17 protein-coding genes are annotated in these 22,632 nt (G+C 56.3%); 7 read left to right on the top strand and 10 right to left on the bottom strand.

What is annotated here, in order from left to right:
• Nucleotides 1–52 precede the first annotated feature (52 nt).
• Nucleotides 53–1,873, top strand: coding sequence for an acyl-CoA dehydrogenase C-terminal domain-containing protein (locus ABNF92_RS10915; RefSeq protein WP_349342144.1), 1,821 nt, complete (start codon nt 53–55; stop codon nt 1,871–1,873).
• Between the two features lie 163 nt (nt 1,874–2,036).
• Nucleotides 2,037–2,972 (top strand): ectoine hydroxylase, encoded by a 936-nt coding sequence (gene thpD / locus ABNF92_RS10910; protein WP_349342143.1) that lies wholly within the window; start codon nt 2,037–2,039, stop codon nt 2,970–2,972.
• A 67-nt stretch (nt 2,973–3,039) separates the two neighbouring features.
• Here the strand turns inward: thpD and ABNF92_RS10905 are convergent, their stop codons facing one another.
• The 6 genes from ABNF92_RS10905 to rpmH form a co-directional block, all read right to left on the bottom strand.
• Nucleotides 3,040–3,999, bottom strand: a complete 960-nt coding sequence (locus ABNF92_RS10905) for a cytochrome-c peroxidase (protein ID WP_349344081.1) — start codon at nt 3,997–3,999, stop codon at nt 3,040–3,042.
• A 272-nt stretch (nt 4,000–4,271) separates the two neighbouring features.
• Nucleotides 4,272–5,642 carry a tRNA uridine-5-carboxymethylaminomethyl(34) synthesis GTPase MnmE gene (mnmE, locus tag ABNF92_RS10900; RefSeq protein ID WP_349342142.1) on the bottom strand — a complete coding sequence of 457 codons (1,371 nt, stop codon included), beginning with the start codon at nt 5,640–5,642 and terminating at the stop codon, nt 4,272–4,274.
• A gap of 70 nt (nt 5,643–5,712) precedes the next feature.
• A complete protein-coding gene (yidC, locus tag ABNF92_RS10895) occupies nt 5,713–7,428 on the bottom strand; it encodes a membrane protein insertase YidC (protein ID WP_349342141.1) in 1,716 nt (571 codons plus the stop codon).
• A 4-nt stretch (nt 7,429–7,432) separates the two neighbouring features.
• Nucleotides 7,433–7,726: a membrane protein insertion efficiency factor YidD gene (gene yidD, locus ABNF92_RS10890; protein ID WP_349342140.1), complete on the bottom strand. Its 294-nt coding sequence runs from the start codon at nt 7,724–7,726 to the stop codon at nt 7,433–7,435.
• Nucleotides 7,726–8,133 carry a ribonuclease P protein component gene (rnpA, locus tag ABNF92_RS10885; protein ID WP_209399384.1) on the bottom strand — a complete coding sequence of 136 codons (408 nt, stop codon included), beginning with the start codon at nt 8,131–8,133 and terminating at the stop codon, nt 7,726–7,728. Before rnpA ends, yidD begins: the two co-directional genes overlap by 1 nt.
• A gap of 14 nt (nt 8,134–8,147) precedes the next feature.
• On the bottom strand, nt 8,148–8,282 hold the full coding sequence (rpmH, locus tag ABNF92_RS10880; RefSeq protein WP_008172542.1) for a 50S ribosomal protein L34: 135 nt from the start codon (nt 8,280–8,282) through the stop codon (nt 8,148–8,150).
• 645 nt (nt 8,283–8,927) lie between these two features.
• On the opposite strand from rpmH, the gene dnaA reads away from it, so the two are divergent.
• From dnaA to gyrB, 5 genes are all read left to right on the top strand, one after another.
• Nucleotides 8,928–10,382 (top strand): chromosomal replication initiator protein DnaA, encoded by a 1,455-nt coding sequence (dnaA, locus tag ABNF92_RS10875; protein WP_069182409.1) that lies wholly within the window; start codon nt 8,928–8,930, stop codon nt 10,380–10,382.
• Between the two features lie 55 nt (nt 10,383–10,437).
• Nucleotides 10,438–11,541, top strand: a complete 1,104-nt coding sequence (gene dnaN, locus ABNF92_RS10870; protein WP_069182410.1) for a DNA polymerase III subunit beta — start codon at nt 10,438–10,440, stop codon at nt 11,539–11,541.
• Between the two features lie 15 nt (nt 11,542–11,556).
• Nucleotides 11,557–12,828 (top strand): AarF/ABC1/UbiB kinase family protein, encoded by a 1,272-nt coding sequence (locus ABNF92_RS10865; RefSeq protein WP_069182411.1) that lies wholly within the window; start codon nt 11,557–11,559, stop codon nt 12,826–12,828.
• 123 nt (nt 12,829–12,951) lie between these two features.
• Nucleotides 12,952–14,079: a DNA replication/repair protein RecF gene (recF, locus tag ABNF92_RS10860; protein WP_349342139.1), complete on the top strand. Its 1,128-nt coding sequence runs from the start codon at nt 12,952–12,954 to the stop codon at nt 14,077–14,079.
• A 54-nt stretch (nt 14,080–14,133) separates the two neighbouring features.
• Nucleotides 14,134–16,548: a DNA topoisomerase (ATP-hydrolyzing) subunit B gene (gene gyrB, locus ABNF92_RS10855; RefSeq protein ID WP_349342138.1), complete on the top strand. Its 2,415-nt coding sequence runs from the start codon at nt 14,134–14,136 to the stop codon at nt 16,546–16,548.
• Nucleotides 16,549–16,642: 94 nt separating this feature from the next.
• On the opposite strand, the gene ABNF92_RS10850 is transcribed toward gyrB, so the two are convergent.
• From ABNF92_RS10850 to ABNF92_RS10835, 4 genes are all read right to left on the bottom strand, one after another.
• Nucleotides 16,643–17,407, bottom strand: coding sequence for a VC0807 family protein (locus ABNF92_RS10850; RefSeq protein ID WP_349342137.1), 765 nt, complete (start codon nt 17,405–17,407; stop codon nt 16,643–16,645).
• Nucleotides 17,408–17,503: 96 nt separating this feature from the next.
• Complete coding sequence (locus ABNF92_RS10845) at nt 17,504–19,243, bottom strand: carbohydrate-binding module family 20 domain-containing protein (RefSeq protein ID WP_349342136.1); 1,740 nt, start codon at nt 19,241–19,243, stop codon at nt 17,504–17,506.
• Nucleotides 19,244–19,519: 276 nt separating this feature from the next.
• Nucleotides 19,520–20,797, bottom strand: a complete 1,278-nt coding sequence (gene gabT, locus ABNF92_RS10840) for a 4-aminobutyrate--2-oxoglutarate transaminase (protein WP_349342135.1) — start codon at nt 20,795–20,797, stop codon at nt 19,520–19,522.
• 89 nt (nt 20,798–20,886) lie between these two features.
• Nucleotides 20,887–22,617 carry an ABC transporter transmembrane domain-containing protein gene (locus ABNF92_RS10835; protein WP_349344080.1) on the bottom strand — a complete coding sequence of 577 codons (1,731 nt, stop codon included), beginning with the start codon at nt 22,615–22,617 and terminating at the stop codon, nt 20,887–20,889.
• Nucleotides 22,618–22,632: the final 15 nt, after the last annotated feature.

The following is a 22,632-nucleotide window of genomic DNA, read 5'->3' as shown; positions in this document are numbered from 1 at the left end:
TGGGCAGAGATTGCCCACCTGAGATACCGAGAAAGAGACAGAGGATTCCGCTATGCCGGTTTACAAGGCGCCCCTGCGCGACATGAAATTTCTGCTGAACGAAGTGTTCGACTACCCGGGCCATTACGCTACCCTTGCCAGCGGTGAAAACGCCACACCGGATATCGTGGATGCAATTCTCAGCGAATGCGCAAAATTCTGTGAGGAAGTACTGAGCCCACTCTATCTCTCCGGCGACGAGGAAGGCTGCAAACTCGAGAACGGTGAGGTCACGACACCCGCCGGTTATCGCGAAGCCTACCAGCAATACGCCATGGGTGGCTGGCAGGGACTGTCGGCACCGGAGGAATATGGCGGCCAGGGCCTGCCGGCGTCCATGGGATTGCTGAAGCAGGAAATGATGGGCACCGCCAACTGGCCCTTCTCCATGTACCCCGGCCTGTCCCTCGGCGCCATGAATACCATTTTTCTGCACGGTTCCGACGAACAGAAGCAGACCTACCTCGCGCCACTGACCGAGGGTCGCTGGGCCGGCACCATGTGCCTGACCGAACCCCAGTGCGGCACCGATCTGGGCCAGGTAAAGACCAAAGCCGAACCCCGGGCCGACGGCAGTTACCGTCTGACGGGCACCAAGATATTCATTTCCTCCGGTGATCACGATCTGACCGAGAACATCGTCCATATTGTCCTCGCCCGTCTGCCGGATGCGCCCAAGGGCACCCGGGGCATCAGTCTGTTTATCGTGCCCAAGTTCCTGCCCGACAGTCAGGGCGGCGTGGGGGAACGCAATGCTGTGGTCTGCGGCAGCCTGGAAAAGAAGATGGGGATCAAGGCCTCGGCCACCTGTGTGCTGAATTTCGACGGGGCCACCGGGTATCTGATCGGGCCCGAGAATGAGGGCCTCAACTGCATGTTCACCTTCATGAACACCGCCCGGATTGGCACCGCAATCCAGGGTGTCGGGCCGGCGGAGCTGTCCTATCAGTGGGCGTTGGCCTATGCCAAGGACCGGCGCTCCATGCGGGCACTGTCCGGCAAGAAAGAACCGGACCAGGTGGCCGACAGCCTGATCCACCATGCCGATGTGCGCCGGATGCTGCTGACCCAGAAGGCCATTGCCGAAGGCGGCCGGGCCATGCTCTATTACGCCGCCCGCCTGGCCGACCACATGGTGGAAGGATTCACCGAAGGCGACGAGAAAAAGGCCGACAAATACGACGACAAGCTCGGCTTCCTGACGCCGATCCTGAAAGGCTTTCTTACCGAACTCGGGAGCGAGGCGGCCAACCTGGGGGTACAGGTCTTTGGCGGCCATGGTTACATCCGGGAACACGGCATGGAGCAGATTGTCCGGGATACCCGCATCGCCACACTTTACGAGGGCACTACCGGTATCCAGGCACTGGATCTTCTGGGTCGGAAGGTCTTGCTGATGACCCAGGGCGGGGCGGTCCGCGAATTCACCCTGAAGATTGCCAATTTTGCCCGCAAGCATCTGACCGACAAACGGCTACGGCCCTGGGCCCTTGAGCTGCTCAAACTGACTGGCCAGTGGAACCTGCTGACCGTCCGGATCATGCTCGCAGCCCGCAAGGACCGGGATGTGGTGAGCTCTGCAGCGTATGATTTCCTGATGTACAGCGGCTACGTCACCATGGCCTATATCTGGTTGCGCCAGGCCTCGGTGGCTGTGGATAAACTCGACAACGGAGGCGAGGAGTCGGCGGGCTTTTACCAGGCCAAGCTCGGGACTACCGAATTCTATTTCGAGCGCTTGCTGCCCCGGGCCCAGAGCCACGCTGCCAGCATGCTGAGCCCCAGCAAAAACCTGATGCAACTGGATGCCGAGGATCTGGCCTTTACCGGATGACTCATCCGGTCACTTTTACTCCCGGGCAAGGCCCGGGATTTTTTGCCCTTGAAATACTCCTGCCCGCCCCCACCTCACAGGTGCATTTCCGCTTCGGAGTTATTAACTTACTGAATTAAATGAAAAACCTTTGAATTCGTAAATAAAAGAAGGAGGTTCGAATATGGACAATCGTGCTGACGACTTTTATCCCACCCGCCTGGAACGCCCCACCGGAAGTTTCGAGCGCCAAGATCCTGTGGTACACAGCAAGGGTTCGGATCGAACCGATGGACCTCTGAGTGAAACCGAGCTGGCGCAATACGAGCGCGACGGCTTTCTCGTGTTCAACAGTTTTCTCGACCAGGCCACCGTTCGCCAGTTCCGGGAGGATCTGCGGGCCTACGAAGACGATGAGAGTATCCTTCGGTCCGAAGGGACGATTACCGAGCCCGGCAAGCAGGAAATCCGCTCGATTTTCGGCATTCACGAACTGTCCGATCGCTTCGACCGCCTGACCCGGGATCCGAAGATTCTGGCCATGGTACGCCAGCTTCTGGGGAGCGACGCCTATATCCACCAGTCCCGCATCAATTTCAAACCCGGCTTCCACGGCAAGGGCTTTGACTGGCACTCGGATTTCGAGACCTGGCATGCCGAAGATGGGATGCCTCGCATGCGCGCGGTCAGCTTTTCCATCGCCCTCACCGACAACACGCCCTTCAACGGCCCGCTGATGCTGATCCCCGGATCCCACAAGACCTTTGTGCCCTGCGTCGGCCGTACCCCGGAAGACAACTACCAGTCATCCCTGAAAAAACAGGAGCTGGGCGTTCCCAATGATCGTGACCTTGCCGACATGGCGGACCAATACGGCATCAAGGCCCCCACCGGTCCCGCCGGCTCGCTGATCATTTTCGAATGCAACACGCTGCATGCCTCCAACGCCAATATGTCGCCCTGGCCCCGCAGCAATCTGTTCTTCGTTTATAACAGTGTCGAAAACCAGCTCCAGGCCCCATTCTGTGGCAACAAACCGCGGCCGGATTTCCTCGGTAATCGCAGCAACACCAAGGCACTGGCGCCAGTATCAGACGACGAACGCCGGAAAACCGGGTAAGACTGTGCTCCCTGGAACGAAAAGAGGGAGGCCGGTGCCGGCCTCCCTCTGTTTTCAATGGGTCAGCTTACTGCAAGGCTGACATAGGCGCCGGTTTGGGCGTGGAGTCGGTGCTTGGCGGCAGCTCCGGATACTGGATTTCCGGAATGTTGCCCGTCAGGGTTTTCAGGAAGGCCACAATGGACTGGACTTCCTCATCATTCAGCTCAGTACCAAGCTGGGAGGTGCCCATAACCGCCACGGCCTCCTCAAGGCTCCATACGGCTCCGGAATGGAAGTAGGGCGCTGTCAGCTCAATATTACGAAGCGGTGCCGCGCGGAATACATACTCGTCGGACGCCGTCTCGGTTACCGCAAACCGGCCTTTATCGCCGCTTGGCAGGATCTCGGCCCCGGGCCGGGTGACCAGTCCGAATGGGTAGTAATCCTGGCCACCGAAGTTGGTACCGCCATGACAGGCTGCACAGCCCTTGTTCATGAATAACGCCAGCCCTTCTTTCTCGGTTTCATTCAACGCGCCACCATCGCCCCGCAGGTATTTGTCGAACGGAGCATCCGGTGTGATCAATGTTGCTTCAAACGCCTCGATGGCCGTTGCCATATTGTCGAAGGTTACCGGGTCTTCCTCGCCGGGGAAGGCATCCTCAAACTTGGCGACATACTCCGGCATACTCTTGAGGGTGGAAACAACCCGCTCTGGCGTGCTGCTCATCTCAACGCCAGCCTGCACCGGGCCCTTGGCCTGTTCTGCCAGATCGGCAGCCCGGCCATCCCAGAACTGGGCGGCGTTAAAAACGGCATTGAAGACCGTGGGCGAATTCCGGGGCCCTTTCTGCCAGCCGTGCCCGATGGACGTGGGCAGATAGTCATGACCACCCATCCCTACGTTGTGGCAGGTGTTGCAACTGATCAGATGGCTGGAGGACAGGCGTGGCTCAAAGAACAGCATTTTTCCCAACTGTACCTTGTCCGCGGTGAGCTCGTTGCCATCAATGACAGGTGGATACTTTGGCACTGCGTCGAACATGGTCCGCGCCTGATCCCGTAATTCATCGGCGACAACAGGTGCTCCCAGCGTACCCAGGCTGAAGGCCAGGGCTATGCCCAAGGTCGTTTTCTTCATGGTGATCTCCCTCTGCTTCATTGCATACCGTTTCTATGTTCAAAGCTAACAGAACGGTAATGTCAGTGAAGTAAAGGAAGAGAGGAAAACAAGAAAAGCGGTTCATTTATTGACGTCTGTCAATCAACACCCGTAATACCCCCTATGACCCGGATGGGCGCAGTCATTCTTCCAGCTTACTTACCAATACAGAAGCTGCTGAAAATTTTCCCTAGAAGCTCATCCGGGGTGAGATGCCCGGTGATCTCGCCCAGACTGTCCTGGGCGGCCCTTAGATCTTCAGCGAGTAACTCGCCGGCCCCGAATCCTTCCAGCTGGCTCTGGCCCTGAATCAGCAGGGCCTGGGCTCGTTCCAGGGCATCCAGGTGCCGGCGGCGGGCCAGGAAACCGCCTTCGGTGGTGCTAGCAAAGCCCATGCATTGCTTGAGATGGTCCCGAAGGATTTCGAGCCCTTCGGCGGATTTGGCCGCCAGGCGGATCACCGGCACGCTCTGGTGATCCTCGGCACTGATTCCGACTGGTTCTCCGGACAGATCCACCTTGTTGCGAATAACCGTCACCGGTGCGTTGGCCGGTAGCTGGTCAATGAAATCCGGCCAGATCTCATGGGGACTGGTTTTGTCGGTGGTGGTGGCATCCACCATCAGAAGGATGCGGTCGGCCTGGCGGATTTCATCCCAGGCCCGGGCGATACCAATCTGCTCCACTTCATCGGGGCTGTCCCGAAGACCGGCGGTATCGATAATGTGCAGCGGCATTCCATCGATGTGGATATGTTCCCTCAGGACATCCCGGGTTGTGCCCTCGATAGCGGTGACAATGGCAGCCTCGCGACCGGCCAGGGCATTGAGCAGACTGGATTTTCCGGCATTGGGCCGGCCACCAATGACCACTTTCATGCCGTCTCGCAGAATGGTGCCCTGCTGGGCTTCCGCCAGGATTTTCTCGAGCCGGTCCAGCAGGCTCTGGAGGTCGCTGGCCACCTTGCCGTCGGCCAGGAAGTCGATCTCCTCCTCGGGAAAATCGATCGCCGCCTCAACGTAAATTCGCAGGTGAGTAACCGCATCCACCAGATCTTCGATCTGACGGGAAAATACCCCCTGCATGGAACGAACGGCACAGCGGGCGGCCTGTTCCGAGCTGCTTTCAATCAGATCGGCAATGGCTTCGGCCTGGGCCAGATCCAGTTTGTCGTTCAGAAATGCCCGCTCGGAGAACTCGCCCGGCCGGGCCAGTCTTGCTCCCCTGCCACAGACCTCCCGCAACAGAAGATCGAGAATCACCGTGCCGCCGTGGCCCTGCAGTTCAAACACGTCCTCCCCGGTGAACGAATGGGGGTTGGGGAAAAACAGCCCAATGCCCTCATCAATGAGCTCGCCCTGGCTGTCATGGAACGGACCGTAATGGGCATAACGGGGTTTGGGCTCGAACCCCAGCATCTGTTGGGCAATGGTCCGAGCCCTGGGACCGGACACGCGAACGATGCCCACACCAGCCTGTCCCGGCGCGGTGGCTATGGCTGCAATGGTGTCAGAACTCTGGCTCATGTTTTATCCACAGGCTGAAAACAACAAAGGCTCCACAGAGGAGCCTTTGCCGGGTCGGTTCGGGCACCGGTCAGTGCTTCTTGCCGGCCATTTCTGTTTCGATCTTGCGGGTAATGTACCACTGCTGGGCAATGGACAGAATGTTGTTCACCAGCCAGTACAGAACCAGACCGGCCGGGAACCACAGGAAAAACACGGTGAAGATCAACGGCATCATCTTCATGATCTTGGCCTGCATGGGGTCCGGCGGCGTCGGGTTCAGGCTCATCTGCAGGAACATGCTGGCGCCCATCAGGATCGGCAGGATGAAGTAGGGATCCATCACCGACAGATCCTGAATCCACAGCATGAAGGGCGCATGGCGCAGCTGAACACTTTCGAACAGAACCCAGTACAGGGAAATGAACACCGGCATCTGAACCAGGATCGGCAAGCAGCCACCGAGCGGATTGATCTTCTCCCGCTTGTACAGTGCCATCATTTCCTGGGACATGCGCTGTCGGTCGTCACCGTACAGTTCCTTTAGCCGGGTCAGCTGCGGCGCGACTGCGCGCATCTTGGCCATGGATTTGTAACTGGTGGCGGACAGATGGAAAAACACCGCCTTCACCAGGACCGTCAGCAGAATGATGGCGACGCCCCAGTTGCCAACCAGACCATGGAACCATTCCAGAATGATGAACAATGGCAGTGAGATGAAGAACAACCAGCCGAAATCAACGGTACGGTCAAGGTTTGGCGCCAGGCTCTCGAGACGATCAATAATCTTGGGACCGACGTAGGCGCGGGCGCCAACCTCGGCGGTCTCACCCGGCGCCACGCTGGTTGCCGGGTAGACAAACCCCATTACATAGTTGTTGCCACGACGCGTGGTCTGGAACTGGGCCGGGATGTCCCGCTCGGGTACCCAGGCAGACAGGAAGTAATGCTGGAGGAATGCCAGCCAACCGTTGGTAACCGACTGGTTGATCTGGGTTTCCTGCAGGTCGCTGAAATCAAACTTCTCGTACGGATCTTCAGGTGAGCTGATCACCAGCCCAAGAAATGCCTGGATGCCCATGCTGGTCTGGGAGGTCGGGTCCGGAGACTGGTCACGAACGATCTTGCCGGTGAAATTGGCCTGCCAATTGTCACTAGACTGGTTGTTCACCAGGTACTTGACGCCAATCTCATAACTGTTGCGCTCGAACAGATAGCGCTTGGTGATCTCGACGCCGTTATCGGTGGTGTAAGTCAAGTCAACCTGAAGTTGGTTGTTACCTTCAGCCAGCTCATAGCTGGAGGCTTCGGCACTGTAGACAGGAGCGGAGCCGTTCTTACGGCTGTCAGGACCATCACGACCGATCAGGCCGCTTTCCAGAACGTAAAGACGGTTCTGGGTATTGTTCAGGAGTGTGAGCGGTTCTTTGCTGTTAAGCGACTTGTCGTAGTTGAGTAGCTGAGCCTTCACGACGTTGCCACTCACCCGATCAATCTGCAGATCGTACACATCGGTGCGAACCGTGATGAACTGATTACTGACCGTGGTGTTGTTTTCCGTTGAGCTGACTACAGCCTGTCCCGTTTCCGGAGTCGTGAATTCGCCATCACCGTCCACCTGCGCTGCATTGTCTTCCGGGAGCACCATATCGTCTGAACCGGCCATGCTGCCGTTCGACTGTGAAGGCTGGGATTCAGCGACTTGAGCCGTCTGCGGCTGCTGGTGGTAGTCCTCATTCCAGGCAAGCACCATCAGATAACTGACAATAGCCAGGCCGGCAAATAATACGATGCGTTGAATATCCATAGAGTTACTGTCTGGTCTGGGTTGTTGTGTGGGAATGATCAGCGTGTACGCAGTTTGCGACGGCTTCCTGACTCCGGGGGTCTACGGTTCCCGGTACTGGATCATAACCGCCTTCCGCCCAGGGATGACACCTTAACAGACGCCGGATTGCGAGAAATAATCCTTTAAGCGCGCCATGGTGGGTTATGGCTTCAACGGCGTATTGTGAGCAGGTGGGGTAGTGGCGGCAGTGGCTGGCCATCAGTGGACTGATTGCGTACTGGTAGAAGCGGATGGGCAGAAGCAGGAGCTTACGCATTAACCCGTTCCTCGACCGGCAGTCTCTGATGTCGCTGCCAAAGATGGCTGAGATTGAGCGTACTTTTTCTTGAGACGTCGCCAGAGATCGTCCATGGACGCGCGCAGCGACGGGTTGTCCAGCGATACCAGCCCTTGGCGTCCCAGAACTACCAGGTCGAGACCGGGTAGATCCGTCTGGTGCCGGAAGCTTTCTCTGACTTGGCGTTTAACCCGGTTTCTCTGGACAGCAAGCTTCAGGTTCTTCTTTGAGAAGATCAAACCGATCCTGGCGTGACCGAGGTTGTTCGGTGTTGCCAGGATCAGAAAATTCCGGTGTGGAACCTTCAGCTGCACGTCGTTGAAGACTTTGCCGTAATCAGCTGGTCGCAGGAGACGATGTGATTTCGGGAAACTCAAAGCCTTCATGAGGCAATCAGAGCTTACGCGGACAGACGTGCGCGGCCCTTGGCACGACGACGGGAAATAACCTTGCGACCGTTGGCAGTGGCCATACGGGCACGGAAACCGTGAACGCGCTTACGCTTCAGGACGCTTGGTTGAAACGTTCTTTTCATGGTGATGATCTCACAATTCGTAAGTTGGAAATTCAGTAACTGGCTGGAAAATGAACAGCCAAAACAGGAGCGGCATTCTATGCAAATACCGGTGGGAATTCAATGCTTATTGCTAGTGGGTTGTGCGCATGCTGGTAATTCCGCAACGCCTTGGCCAGGTAATAAATTCAGTAAGTCTTTTTAGAATTCTTTTAAGGATTAATTATTACTGTTATTAGCATCGAGGGTTTTTGTGGATAAGCCAAAAAAATTATTAAAAAACAGATCACTGAAAGGTTTATAAGGGTATTGATAAGGTGGCCTGAGTTCTGTGGACGATCGCAGGGCGGAATGTGGGTAAGTCGGGTTTGGTGGATTCACTCAAGTTATCCCCGTTTGCGTCCCGGGGTTCCTCACAGGGTTAAACCCGGCCTGTACACACAGGGCTGTGGGTAACTTCTCAAGAAGATATTTTCTGTACACAAGGTTGTAGGTAAGTTTGTAAAAATCTGAAATTTAAGGAGATTAATTTCCACAGGCTGTTCATGAACCGGCTTTGGCTCTTTCACTGACAGGCCGGTCGGGTTAGAATCCGGAGTCATCTCACTGGACAGGAAGTCCCTTGTCCGTTCAGAGACATTTCAGGGTTATCGGGAGCAGGCTGTCGTGCCAAACAGTATGTGGCATCAATGTCTTGAAGTACTCCGGGACGAGTTTCCCGCACAACAGTTCAATACCTGGCTCAGGCCCCTGCAATCCGATCATCGGGAGGGGCAGCTGATGTTGTTCGCGCCCAACCGTTTCGTAATGGATTGGGTTAATGAAAAGTATCTGAGGCGCATCGAAGAGGTGCTGAAGGATCTGAACGGCGGGCAGGCTCCCCGGGTCAATATGAAAGTGGGGTCGGCACCCCGCGAAGATGAACCTGTCAAACGCTCGGAAGCACCGGCGCCTGTTAATGGACAGGTCCATGAAGAAGCTGGCAGCCGGGTTACGGAAGAAGAGAAGGGTGTGGCTGCCACCGTAGCCGGTTCTCCCTCTGTTCGGCCGAAAAGCGGTAATGAGCGGCGCCCAGTCCAGGTGGAAGGTGATATCAAGCACCAGAGCTTCCTGAATGAGGGATTTACCTTCGAAACCTTTGTTGAAGGTAAATCCAACCAACTGGCACGTGCCGCCTCCATGCAAGTGGCCGAGAATCCGGGTGGTGCCTACAACCCATTGTTCCTGTATGGCGGTGTTGGTCTGGGTAAAACACACCTGATGCACGCCATCGGAAATGAAATTGTCCGTCGGAATCCCAAAGCCAAAGTGGCTTATCTCCGTTCGGAACGGTTTGTGGCGGACATGGTGAAAGCGCTGCAGCTGAATGCGATCAATGAGTTCAAGCGCTACTACCGGTCGGTGGATGCGCTGTTGATCGACGATATCCAGTTCTTTGCCCGTAAGGAGCGCTCCCAGGAAGAATTCTTCCACACCTTCAATGCGTTGTTGGAGGGGGGTCAGCAGGTTATCGTGACCTGTGACCGTTTCCCGAAAGAAATTGTCGACATGGAAGAGCGGCTCAAATCCCGGTTTGGCTGGGGTCTCACTGTGATGGTTGAGCCACCGGAACTGGAAACGCGGGTGGCGATTCTGATGAAGAAGGCCGACCAGGCCAATGTGAAGCTTAGCAGCGAAGCGGCCTTCTTTATTGCCCAGAAAATTCGTTCCAATGTCCGGGAGCTTGAAGGAGCGCTGCGCCTGGTGATAGCGAATGCTCACTTTACCGGTTCGGAAATCACCCCACCGTTCATCCGTGAAAGTTTGAAAGACCTGTTGGCGCTGCATGAGAAACAGGTGAGCATCGATAATATTCAGCGCACGGTGGCGGAGTACTACAAGATCAAGGTGGCCGATCTGCTCTCCAAGCGTCGAACACGAACGGTCACCCGGCCCCGGCAGGTGGCCATGGCGCTGTCGAAGGAACTGACCAATCACAGTCTGCCGGAGATTGGCGACGCGTTTGGCGGTCGCGACCATACCACCGTGTTGCATGCGTGCAAGAAAATCGTGGAACTGCAGGAGACTGATCCGGGCATCCGCGAGGATTATCAGAATTTTATGAGACTGCTGACCACCTGATGCAGGGCGTTGGCGAATAACATTCACCCTTCCAACATAAAGAAAGCTGAGTGCCATGAAACTGACGATCAGCCGTGAATCCCTGCTTACCCCGCTGCAAAGTATTGCCGGCGTGGTGGAAAAGAAACAGACCATGCCCGTGCTGTCCAACGTGTTGCTGGTGGCCGAGGACAATACCCTGACCTTGACCGGTACCAACATGGAAGTGGAACTGGTGGCGCGGGTAACACCGGTACATGTGGATCAGCCCGGGCGGATTACCGTACCGGCCCGCAAGCTGTCCGATATCTCCCGGGCCCTTGGTGATGAAGCGCCAATGGAGTTGTCCCTTGAAGGCGATCGGTTGCATCTGCGCTGTGGCGCCAGCCATTTCACTTTATCCACACTGCCGGCCGAACATTTTCCGAATGTGGAAGACGAAGACGAGAGTTTCCGTCTGGAGCTGCCCCAGAAAGAACTTGGCCGGATGCTGGACGCAACGGCCTTCGCGATGGCCCAGCAGGATGTTCGTTACTACCTGAACGGCCTGTTGCTGGAAGTGGACAAGGACCACGTTCGGACGGTGGCCACCGACGGTCACCGACTGGCCATGGCACACTTGGAACTGGCAACCAATTGCCCGGAGTTGCGACAGGTAATTGTCCCGCGCAAAGGGGTTCTGGAGCTTTCCCGTCTGCTCGACGATGTGGAAACACCGGTCACTCTGGTTATTGGTGACAATCATCTACGGGCGACGGTTGGGTCTTATACCTTCACGTCGAAGCTCATCGAGGGCAAATTCCCCGATTACAACCGAGTTATTCCCCGTGGTGGCGACAAGGTAGTTCTGGCCGATCGCGCGACGCTGAAGAATACCCTCCAGCGTGCAGGGATTCTGTCGCATGAGAATATCCGGGGTGTGCGACTGAACCTGGCATCCAATGAGCTCCAGGTGTTTGCCAACAACCCCGACCAGGAACAGGCCGAAGACGCGCTGCCGGTGGACTATCAGGGCGAATCACTCCAGATCGGGTTTAATGTAGGCTATCTGGTGGATGTCATGAACGCGCTGGATGAGGATCAGGTAAAGATTACCCTGTCCAACCCGAACAGCAGTGCGTTGATCGAGGCGCAAAATGATAACCGCTGCCTCTATGTCGTCATGCCCATGAGGCTGTAGGAGGAGAATCGATTGATGGGTACCGTAACGAATGGAATCAAAGGCGCCTTCCGGATTGGCCAGACTGTGTCGGTACTCGGGCGCACCGGGATCAATTGGCTGCGGGGGGATCGGCCTCCTACGCCCAGGCTGTTAAGGCAGACGTTTGAATCACTCGGTGCGACCTACATTAAGCTGGGTCAGTTTATTGCCAGCTCTCCCACGTTTTTCCCCAAGGAGTATGTGGAGGAATTCCAGTACTGTCTCGATAAGACCCCTAACCTGCCCTTTGGTGTGATCAAGAAGATCATCCGGGAGGAACTGGGTCGACCGCTGGATGAAGTCTATGCGGAAATTGATCCGGTGGCGCTGGCGTCGGCCTCGATTGCCCAGGTTCACGCCGCCCGATTGGTGACCGGTGAAGAAGTGGTGATCAAGGTCCAGAAGCCGGGGGTGGAGAACATTTTGCTGACGGATCTGAACTTTCTGTATCTGTCTGCCCGCATTCTTGAAACCTTGGCGCCGAAACTGTCCTGGACTTCCATGTCCGGTATTGTGGAGGAAATCCAGCGGACGATGATGGAAGAGTGTGACTTCATCAAGGAAGCCAACAACCTGAAGGTGTTCCGGGATTTCCTGCACGACACTCATAACGAAGATGCGGCGGTGCCAAGGGTGTTTGAGCACTGCAGCACTCGCCGGATTTTGACCATGGAACGCTTCCACGGTGTTTCCCTGACGGATCTGGAAAGTATTCGCGGCTATGCCCGCGATCCGGAACGCACGTTGATCACCGCCATGAACACCTGGTTTGCCAGCCTGACTCAGTGCGAATTTTTCCACGCGGATGTCCACGCCGGTAACCTGATGGTTCTGAAGGATGGCCGGGTCGGTTTTATTGATTTCGGGATTGTCGGTCGGATCAAGCCGGACACCTGGCAGGCGGTCAGTGATTTTATTTCGGCGGTCATGGTCGGCAACTTTGAGGGGATGGCTGATGCCATGATCCGTATCGGCATTACGCGCCAGACGGTTCGGGTTGAAGACCTCGCGGGGGATCTTAGAAGACTGTATCAGCAGATGGACAAGATGGTGCCGGACGAAGTGCCCTATGAGGCGGACCAGGCGGAGGATGACGTTAATCACATTCTCATGGACATGGTTAAGATCGGTGAAAGCCATGGTCTCCATTTCCCCAGGGAGTTTGCCTTGCTGTTGAAACAGTTCCTGTATTTCGATCGCTACGTTCACATCCTGGCTCCGGAAATGGACGTGTTTATGGACGAACGGTTGAATATGCTCCACTAAGGCTGTCGCCTTGAGCGAGTGGCTTTTGTACACTAGGGCAGCGTTACTGAAGGGAGGTAACGCTGCCTTTTTCGTTCTACGAGTGTTCCGGTTCCTTCCCCTCCCCTTCGAGTTTGCTTTTCTATGGCGCTTGTAAAATTCCAGACTGAAAATTTTCGCAATCTGTCGTCTGCGCCCGTCAGTTTTTCGCCTTCCTTCAATCTGCTTTATGGAGAAAACGGCAGCGGTAAAACCAGCGTTTTGGAAGCAATTGGTTACCTGGGATTGGGACGCTCCTTTCGAGTGAATCGACACCAAGCGGTGGTCAGTCATGGCCAACAACGACTCACGGTGTTCGGCGGTCTGGATCATGGTCTCGAGGGAAATAGCCAGGGTAATGACTGTGAACTTGTGCATCGGCTTGGAATAGCCCGGGATGTGGGGCAGAAGGAAACGGTGTTGCGGGTGGATGGCGAAGCGGTTCGCAGCTTGTCCGGTCTTGCAAAACATCTCCCGGTATCGGTCATAGACCCTGGTGTGTTTGATGTGGTTGCGGGCGGGCCGGGAAAGCGCCGGCAGTTTCTGGATTGGTTAGTGTTCCACGTGGAACCTTCGTTCGGATCTGTGTGGCAGCAATGCCAGAGAGTTACATCACAGCGGAATCAAACGCTGAGAAATGGTAGACTAGACGAAGCTTTAATGCGGGTCTGGGACCATCAGTACGCTACCCTGAGTGAACGTATTACCGAGGCTCGTTCCGGCACCTTTGACCGGTTCAAGGCGGCTTTTGAAAAGCTGGTTGGGGAAGTAGAAGTCCCCTGGACCGAAGGGCTCAAGCTTGAATACTACCCGGGCTGGGACGTCACTCGTCCACTGGTGGAATTGCTTGGAGACCACCGGGAGCAGGAGCGAAAGGTTGGACACACCCTGTATGGTCCCAACCGTGCGGATATCCGGTTGAAGTTTCAGGGAAGGCCTGTTGCCGAAACCTTCTCCCGGGGCCAGCAGAAAACCCTGGTGATTTTGATGAAGATTGCCCAAGGCATGGTGTTGAGTGACATGGGCAAGCAGGTGACGTTTTTGTTGGACGACATCAACGCCGAACTGGATGAGGGGCATAGGGCCATGCTCGCCAGCAGGTTGCAGGCATTACGTTGTCAGGTGTTTATTACGTCTATCGAGCGTCCCCTGGTGGAGCAGCTCTGGCCCGACGGTAAGGCACCGGATTACAGATTGTTCCACGTGGAACATGGCAAATTGACGGAAGAATAAGACCGGTGCGAGGAACCAGAAAGCCCCGGCCTATCACGCTTCAGGAGTTTCCGAATGAGTGAATCGAACTACAATTCCTCCAGTATCAAAGTCTTGAAAGGACTGGATGCGGTGCGAAAGCGGCCAGGCATGTACATCGGGGATACCGATGATGGTACCGGCCTGCACCACATGGTCTTTGAGTTGGTGGATAACTCCATCGATGAAGCGCTCGCGGGCTACTGCTCGGAGATTGGTGTGATTATTCACCCGGACGAGTCGGTGACGGTCAAGGATAACGGCCGTGGAATTCCGGTCGATCTGCATGAAGAGGAAGGCGTTTCCGCCGCAGAAGTTATCATGACCGTGCTGCACGCCGGTGGTAAATTCGACGATAACTCCTACAAAGTGTCCGGTGGTCTGCACGGCGTCGGGGTTTCTGTAGTGAACGCACTGTCCTCCACCCTTACCCTGACCATCCGTCGCGACAACAAGGTCTACGAGCAGACTTACACTCACGGTGTTCCCAACGCGCCTCTTGCGGCGGTTGGTGAAACCGATGCCTCTGGCACCAAGGTGCATTTCATCCCGTCGCCGGAAACTTTTACCCACATCGAATTCCATTACGACATCCTTGCCAAGCGCCTTCGCGAGCTGGCATTTCTGAACAGTGGCGTGCGAATCCGTCTGACCGACGAACGCTCTGGCAAGGAAGAAGTCTTTGAATACGAAGGTGGCCTGCGAGCCTTTGTTGAGCATTTGAACGCCAACAAGACACCGATCAACCGGGTGTTCCACTTCAACCGCGAACGCGAAGACGGGATTGCCGTGGAAGTGTCCATGCAGTGGAATGATGCCTTCCAAGAGAATATCTACTGCTTCACCAACAACATTCCTCAGCGGGATGGTGGTACCCACCTGGCCGGTTTCCGCGCCGCCCTGACCCGTTCTCTCAACAACTACATTGAGCAGGAAGGTCTGGGCAAGAAAGCAAAAGTTGCCACATCAGGCGACGATGCCCGTGAAGGCCTGACCGCGATCATCAGCGTCAAGGTTCCGGATCCGAAGTTCTCCTCCCAGACCAAGGACAAGCTGGTGTCTTCCGAGGTGAAAACCGCGGTCGAGCAGGAGCTGTACCAGAGTTTTGCGGAATACCTGCAGGAGCAGCCGAACGAAGCCAAGCTGATCGTTAACAAGATGATCGAGGCTGCACGGGCCCGTGAAGCCGCCCGGAAAGCCCGGGACATGACCCGCCGAAAAGGCGCCCTGGACATTGCCGGCCTGCCCGGAAAACTGGCTGACTGCCAGGAGAAAGACCCCGCCCTTTCCGAACTTTACATTGTGGAGGGTGACTCGGCCGGCGGTAGCGCCAAACAGGGCCGCGATCGTAAAACCCAGGCCATCCTGCCGTTGAAGGGTAAGATCCTGAACGTGGAAAAAGCGCGCTTCGACAAGATGCTCTCCTCTGCGGAAGTGGGCACCCTGATTACGGCGCTGGGCTGCGGCATTGGTCGGGAAGAGTTCAATCCCGACAAGCTGCGTTACCACTCCATTATTGTCATGACAGATGCTGACGTGGACGGGTCCCACATCCGGACCCTGCTGCTGACCTTCTTGTTCCGTCAGATGCGCGAGATCATTGAGCGCGGCCACGTCTTTATCGCGATGCCACCGCTGTACAAGGTCAAGCGTGGCAAGCAGGAGCAATACCTGAAGGATGAAAAAGCCAAGGAAGCCTACCTTACCCAGACGGCACTGGAAGGCGCCCAGCTCTTTGTGAACCCCGCGGCTCCGGCCATCAAGGATTCTGCGCTGGAAACCATGGTCAAGGACTACCAGGCCGTCATGAACATGATTGGCCGCCTGTCACGGGCCTACCCAGCCAAGGTGCTGGAGCAGATGCTGCAGAACGTTACGCTCAAGCCCGAGCACCTGAAAGAAGAAGCAGAAGTGGCTCGTTGGGTCGCGCGCCTGGGTGATGGCCTGGACCTGGATACCCGGACCGGGACCAAGTACACCTTCTCGGTGACCAAGGATACTGAACGGGGTCTTTTCCTCCCGAAAGTCACGATCTATGTTCATGGCATTCCTTACGAGCACGTGTTCAGCCATGAGTTCTTTGAATCGTCCTCGTACGCGGCCATAGCCCGGATGGGTGAGACTCTGGATGGTCTGATTGAAGAAGGCGCCTTTATCCAGCGTGGTGAGCGCAAGCAGCCGGTTCTGTCCTTTGAAGGCGCCCTGGACTGGCTGATGAAAGAGGCCCAGCGTGGCCTGAACATCCAGCGCTACAAAGGGCTGGGCGAGATGAACCCGGAACAGCTGTGGGAAACCACCATGGATCCGGAGACCCGTCGGATGATGAAAGTGACGATCGAGGACGCCATCGCGGCAGACCAGATCTTCACGACGCTGATGGGCGACGACGTAGAGCCTCGTCGTGACTTTATCCAGACCAATGCTCTGGAGGTGACCAACCTGGACGTCTGATCACTGGTCCAGGTTGTCATAAAAAAAGCGGCGGAGGCTTCCAAACCTCCGCCGCTTTTTTGTGGTTGGTCTTATCGGAATATCTGAGAAACCGTTACTTCCCGGTGGTGGATTCCGAAGATTTGTTCCTTTGTTTCTCTTTTTCAGCCAGATGCGGCGCCATCACCTCTTCCAGGCTGTACCCGGTCAGACGGCGAATGGTTCGCCAAAGGTAATAGAAAATCAGCATCATCATGATCATCGAAGGAATCGCGATCATGGGATAGCTCACCAGGGTCATCCGGCCGAGCTCCTCATTGAACGCCTGGGTGCCGGATGGGCTGACAACAATCCATTTGGCCAGCACATAGTTCATGATCGATGAGAACAGGAAGGTGCCGGCGAAGAAGTAGCTGGCCTTCAGAAGACGTGCTTCGAACTCCTCCACCCGGTCGTGTTCCTCAAGCGTCTTGTGGATCTTATCCACATCCAGAACACTGGGGTTATACAATAGCGTGCGTACCAGCGGATACTTGGTTCTAGTGGAGGCCAGTACCGCCAAGCCGATGATTGCGGGAATCGCGGCCTCCTTGATGGCCAGCCAGCCGGCATCCAGTTCCAGCAGACCAATGCCACCGGTCAAGCCTACGCTGACCAGACCGAGTACTGCAATAAAGTTTTTCTTCCGGTATTTGATCAGTTCAAACAGGCCCCAGCCCAGAGGGAATGCGAGGCCTATGAGCAGCGCGTTGACGTTGCCCAGGTGCTCCTCGCTACTGAACTTCATCAGGATCACGGAGGGAATGATAATGCTGACCAGCAAATCGACCCAGGGTCTTGGTTTGTGGTCCGGTCTGTTCACGGAGCTCGGAGACGTCATGTTCTAGCCTGGTTGGTGAAACTGTAGCAGGCCGAACGGCACTGCCGGAAAACTCCCGGCAGTATACGACGAATCCGAGCTCGGACGTAACCGCTGTCAGAAGCCTCCCTGGGCGGTCATGGACGACCCAGAACCGCCGGTTTGCAGACTGTTGTTTGCTCCGGATTGCCATTCCAGTTGCGCCGAAGGATCGGATTCACTGCGCTTGATACACTTCCATTCGACGCTGCTGTCGGCGGGTATGTCAAAGGTGCCGGCCCAGGTGGGATAGTTGGAGGCATCGAGTTTCCGGGCACTGGCCGGCGACCAGTTACCTAAGTCACTGTTATTCCCAGTGATATAGACGCTCTGTCCCCAATTGGTTATCCCGTTGGCGCACTGAAAGGTAACCGATACCTTGTCAGTATCCCCGGCGTTGTCGTTGCCTGAGTTGTTGTCTCCACTATCCCCGTTGCAATCCGCGCCAACATGCAGGGCTGCAGCCTGCATTGCCGGAATATCCAGCGTAACCTGCCCACCCTGGACAGTGACACACCTGCCATCACCCGCGACGTTCCGATAGTTGCCATCGGGCAGGAAAGTGCTGAACGTGCGGGCCAGGTTGGCCCCTTCCCGGTTAATCGCCACAAAGCCTTTATCGCCACGGTTGAAGGCTATCTGATTGTTGCCGTTGTCCCACCATCCCGAGACGCCAGTTCCATCAGTCATGTTACGAAACGCCACCATATTGGCAATGGAATCCCAGCGGTGCTCACATATCCAGGCGCCGCCACATTCAGCGCTGCCATTCTGATAAACCGACTGGGCAGGCGGGCCCTGATCACCATTGGAAAACCCATAGCTGGACATCACCTTCGGGTAGCCGTAAGGCCACGCCAGCATGAACACATTGGCGAGGTTATACAGACTGCCGTCTTTGTAGGTCACCACATTACTGCCACCGGCACCATGGCCGCGCTGGTTGTCATGATTGTCGGTAAACACGACGGCGTTACCTCCGGCCAGAAAGCCCCAGCTCTCTCCAAAACTGTTCAGGTAGGCAAGTTTCTGATTTTTAAACACATTGCCAATAGAAGAGCTGTACCGGAACTCGGTGACATCGGAAGTGCCGGTGTATTCCCCAGCACTCACCGCTTCCCCGCCAAGGTCAATCACTTCCTGGAACACATATAACGGCTCGTTCACTCTCGAAAGGATCCCGCTGATGTCCCCGGGCGCCATATGCTTCGCTGCATCAATCCGGATGCCTTTCACACCGAGAGAGGTCAGGTGATTCAGATAACCGGCTATGGTGTTCTGAACGTAGGCCGCATTGGTATCCAGGTCTGGGAGGCCCACCAACTGGCAATTCCGAACCCGCCAGGCGTCGGTTCCATAATCCTCGGGATTGATACCACAGGGCGTATGGAAATCGTTACCACTGTAGACCGGAAAACTGAACGAACCGGAATCGTAGTAGGATCCAGCCGTCCCGGTCCCGGACCCATTGGCCATATGATTGATGACCGCATCAGCGTAGACGTCAACCCCGGCGGCGTTGCAGCGCTGGACCATATCCGAAAAAGCGCTGGAATCGCCACTGCGGCTATTTAACTGATAACTGACAGGCTGATACCGGGTCCACCAGGCGCCACCCTGGATATGTTCCTGAGGGGGCGATACCTGCACCGCGCTGAATCCCTTTGGCCCCAGGAAATTCTCACACTCCTGGGCAACATCACTCCACTTCCATTCGAAAAGATGGACAAACACCCCTGCCTGGGCCTGTTTCATCGGCAGGGTGGTCATGATCGCGCCAAGAGCGGCGCCGACGATAAACCGAGGTAATTGAATCATTGCATGCTCCTGTATTGTCTTTGTTTTGGTGCATCGAACAGGCACGAGAGCGTCAGTCGACGTTTCTCACCTGCTAACAGACAACATGCAGTGATCAACAATTGGCCAAAACATCCTCATAAGGATTAAAAGGGGCGTAGTGGTAGGAAGGGTATAGTGAGAGGTCACATTCGGTGGTCTGAACGCCAGTGATCAGGGTTACCCCGAACAGCCCCGGACATAAAAAAGCCGGGCTCGTGCCCGGCTTCTCTGACTCCTCACGAAGCTCAGTGCCGATCAGGCACCAACTTCCTTGAGGCTCTCTTCCACAATTGCCAGACCTTCTTCCAGCACATCGTCTTCGATGGTGACCGGCATCAGGAAGCGCAATGTGTTGCCGTACATGCCACAGCTCAGAAGAATCAGTCCCTTCTCCTTCGCTTTTTTGGTTACCGCCGCCGCCAGTTCCGGCTTCGGTGTCCGGCTTTCTTTGCTTTCCACCAGTTCGAACGCTGCCATGGGTCCAAGATTTCGGACATTGTCGACATGGGCAAACTGTTCCTGCCACTGGCTGAAGCGCTGCTTGAGCTTCTCGCCCAGCGCCTGGGATTTGCCGAGGATATCCTCTTCCTTGAACACATCAAACACGGCCAGTGCAGCGGCACAGGCTGTCGGGCTACCCGTATAGGTACCGCCCAGCGAGTTCGGGCCAGAGGCATCCATGTACTTGTCGGTGCCGACGATCGCGGATATCGGCATGCCATCGGCCATACTCTTGGCCATGGTCATCAGATCCGGTTCAACACCACTGTGCTCGATGGCAAACATCTTGCCGGTCCGGCCAAAGCCACTCTGGACTTCATCCACAACCATCAGGATGTCGTTTTCATCGCAGATCTTGCGGATTTCCTTGAGGAAACTGGTCGGTGCCGCGTAGAAACCGCCCTCACCCAAAACCGGCTCGATGACGATCGCAGCCGTGTTGTGGGCCGGGGAATCCGCCTTCATGGCCATCTTCAGGCCACGCAACGCTTCCTCTTCGCTGACCCCGTGATAAGGCACGGGATAGGGGGCACGGTAGACGGTACCGGGCATGGGACCGAAGTCTGTCTGATAAGGGGCCGCCTTGCCGTTCATCGCCATGGTGTAGAAGGTACGGCCGTGATAACCGCCGTCAAAGCAGATTACGTTGGTCTTGCCAGTTGCCGCACGGGCAATCTTCATGGCGTTTTCCAGGGCTTCGGCACCGGAGTTGGCCAACATCACCTTGGCATGGCCGCGTACCGGTACCACGCCGCTGAGTTTTTCAGCCAGCTTCACATAGCCCTCATAGGGCATGACCGTCTGGCAGGTATGCATCAGCTTGTCCAGCTGCGCCTTGACCGCTTCCACCACCTTCGGGTGGCGATGGCCAATGTTCAATACACCAATGCCGCCGGCAAAATCGATCATGCGTTTGCCGTCTGCATCCCACAATTCCGCATTCGTTGCATGGTCGGCAAACTGTTCATTGGGACTTGCCGCGCCCGCCGCAACGTAGCGTTCTTTGAGTGCCTGCAATTCTTTATTGCTCACTTTGCCATTCTCCCTGGGTTCAGGTTCGAAAGTTTCATCTAACAGTGTAAGTAGTACGGTGACAGGAAACAAACCGACTATTGCATTCCTCAGGCGGCATCGTCCCGGAATTGCAGTTTTGCCAGCCGCTGATACAGGGCATTGTGGCGAATCAGTTCGTCGTGGCTGCCTACCGCCAGCAGGCGTCCCTCGTCCAGTACAGCAATGCGGTCAGCATCACGCACGGTTGCCAGACGATGGGCAATCACCAGAGTGGTTCGCCCTGCGGTAAGAGCCGGCATGGCCTGCTGGATCAGGTTTTCGCTTTCCGCATCCAGGGCACTGGTGGCTTCATCCAGAAGCAGGATTGGTGCATCCGCCAGCAGGGCCCGGGCAATGGCAAGGCGCTGCTTCTGGCCACCTGAAAGACCGAGGCCGGCATCTCCAAGCGGCGTTTCATAGCCTTTTGGCAGGCTCTGGATGAAATCATGGGCATGGGCGATCGTCGCGGCCCGCTCGACGTCCTGCTGGCTGGCATCGGGTCTCGCGTAGCGGATGTTATCGGCCACGGTGCCATGGAACAGGGCGGGGTTTTGGGGCACCAGGGAAAAACACCGGCGCAGGGCCTCAAGAGACAGGCTCGCAGTGTCCGTACCGTCGATGAGCACCTTGCCTTCCGTCGGTTGATAGAAGTGCAGAAGCAGATCAAACAGGGTGGATTTACCAGCCCCGGACGGGCCCACCAGGGCCAGGGTCTCACCAGCCCTGACCGTTAGAGAGAAATCGGACAGCGCCGGCTTTTCGGTGCGTCCCGGATAGTTGAAGCTCAAGTGGTCGATGCGGATTTCACCTTTCACCGGTTCCGGAAGGCCTCCGGTTGCTTCTGTGCGTTCAAACGCCGGCTCGGTCTGTAATAACTCGAATAGCCGTGCTGCTGAACCGGCGGCCCTCTGCAGCTCGCCGATCACCTCACTGATGGCACCTGCGGCTACACCCACCAGCAGGCTGTAAAACACGAAGGCGGCCAGCTCGCCAGGACTGATACGGCCATTAATTACATCCAGGCCCCCAATCCAGATAACGATGCCAACAGCACCCATGACCAGGGAAATGGCCAGTGTGGTCAACCAGGCACGCTGACGGATGCGCTGACGGGCAATATCAAAAGCCCGTTCAGAAACTTCGGAGAAGTACCTGCGATCATGGGGTTGGTGATTAAAGGCCTGAACCGTCTTGATCTGGGTAAGGCTCTCGCCCACATAGCTGCCGACATCAGCCACCCTATCCTGACTGAGCCGGGACAGCGCACGAACCCTCCGGCCAAAAAACAGGATGGGCGCGATGACCAGGGGGAAGCCCAACAGAATAATGCTGGCCAGCTTGGCGTTAGTAATGAAGAGCAGCAGCAAGCCACCGATCAACATCAGGGCGTTCCGGAGGGCGATGGACACCGTGGAGCCAATCACCGACTGGAGAACCGTGGTGTCAGCCGTAAACCGCGACTGGATCTCCAGGGCCAGATTCTGTTCGAAAAAGCCCGGGTGAAGATCAATCAGGTGGTTGAACACTTTCTTGCGAATATCCGCCACCACCCGTTCACCGATCCAGGACACAAGGTAGAACCGGGCGAATGACCCGAATGCCAGGCCAAGCACCAGTACGAAGAACAGCCCGATCGCCCTGGCCAGATTCTCCGGCGACTCGGTGGCTAATCCCTGATCCACCAGGATACGTAAACCCTGCCCTAACCCCAGCGTGATACCGGCCGTGAAAACCAGCGCCACCAAGGCACCGGCGACAGCTCGGCGATAGGGGCTGATAAAGTCGATGACCAGTTTCAGGGCTTTTCGGTGACG

It is taken from the genome of Marinobacter sp. MMG032, assembly GCF_040112695.1.
In the GTDB taxonomy this organism is placed as follows: domain Bacteria; phylum Pseudomonadota; class Gammaproteobacteria; order Pseudomonadales; family Oleiphilaceae; genus Marinobacter; species Marinobacter salsuginis.
The sequence above is the reverse complement of the archived record's forward strand: the minus strand, read 5'-3'. Positions and strand labels throughout refer to the sequence as shown.

Bases quoted from the DNA above. Each gene is read 5' to 3' on its own strand.
- ABNF92_RS10915 (WP_349342144.1), top strand. From the start codon at position 53: ATGCCGGTTTACAAGGCGCCCCTGCGCGACATGAAATTTCTGCTGAAC.
- thpD (WP_349342143.1), top strand. From the start codon at position 2,037: ATGGACAATCGTGCTGACGACTTTTATCCCACCCGCCTGGAACGCCCC.
- ABNF92_RS10905 (WP_349344081.1), bottom strand. From the start codon at position 3,999: ATGTTCGACGCAGTGCCAAAGTATCCACCTGTCATTGATGGCAACGAG.
- mnmE (WP_349342142.1), bottom strand. From the start codon at position 5,642: ATGAGCCAGAGTTCTGACACCATTGCAGCCATAGCCACCGCGCCGGGA.
- yidC (WP_349342141.1), bottom strand. From the start codon at position 7,428: ATGGATATTCAACGCATCGTATTATTTGCCGGCCTGGCTATTGTCAGT.
- yidD (WP_349342140.1), bottom strand. From the start codon at position 7,726: ATGCGTAAGCTCCTGCTTCTGCCCATCCGCTTCTACCAGTACGCAATC.
- rnpA (WP_209399384.1), bottom strand. From the start codon at position 8,133: ATGAAGGCTTTGAGTTTCCCGAAATCACATCGTCTCCTGCGACCAGCT.
- rpmH (WP_008172542.1), bottom strand. From the start codon at position 8,282: ATGAAAAGAACGTTTCAACCAAGCGTCCTGAAGCGTAAGCGCGTTCAC.
- dnaN (WP_069182410.1), top strand. From the start codon at position 10,438: ATGAAACTGACGATCAGCCGTGAATCCCTGCTTACCCCGCTGCAAAGT.
- ABNF92_RS10865 (WP_069182411.1), top strand. From the start codon at position 11,557: ATGGGTACCGTAACGAATGGAATCAAAGGCGCCTTCCGGATTGGCCAG.
- recF (WP_349342139.1), top strand. From the start codon at position 12,952: ATGGCGCTTGTAAAATTCCAGACTGAAAATTTTCGCAATCTGTCGTCT.
- gyrB (WP_349342138.1), top strand. From the start codon at position 14,134: ATGAGTGAATCGAACTACAATTCCTCCAGTATCAAAGTCTTGAAAGGA.
- ABNF92_RS10850 (WP_349342137.1), bottom strand. From the start codon at position 17,407: ATGACGTCTCCGAGCTCCGTGAACAGACCGGACCACAAACCAAGACCC.
- ABNF92_RS10845 (WP_349342136.1), bottom strand. From the start codon at position 19,243: ATGATTCAATTACCTCGGTTTATCGTCGGCGCCGCTCTTGGCGCGATC.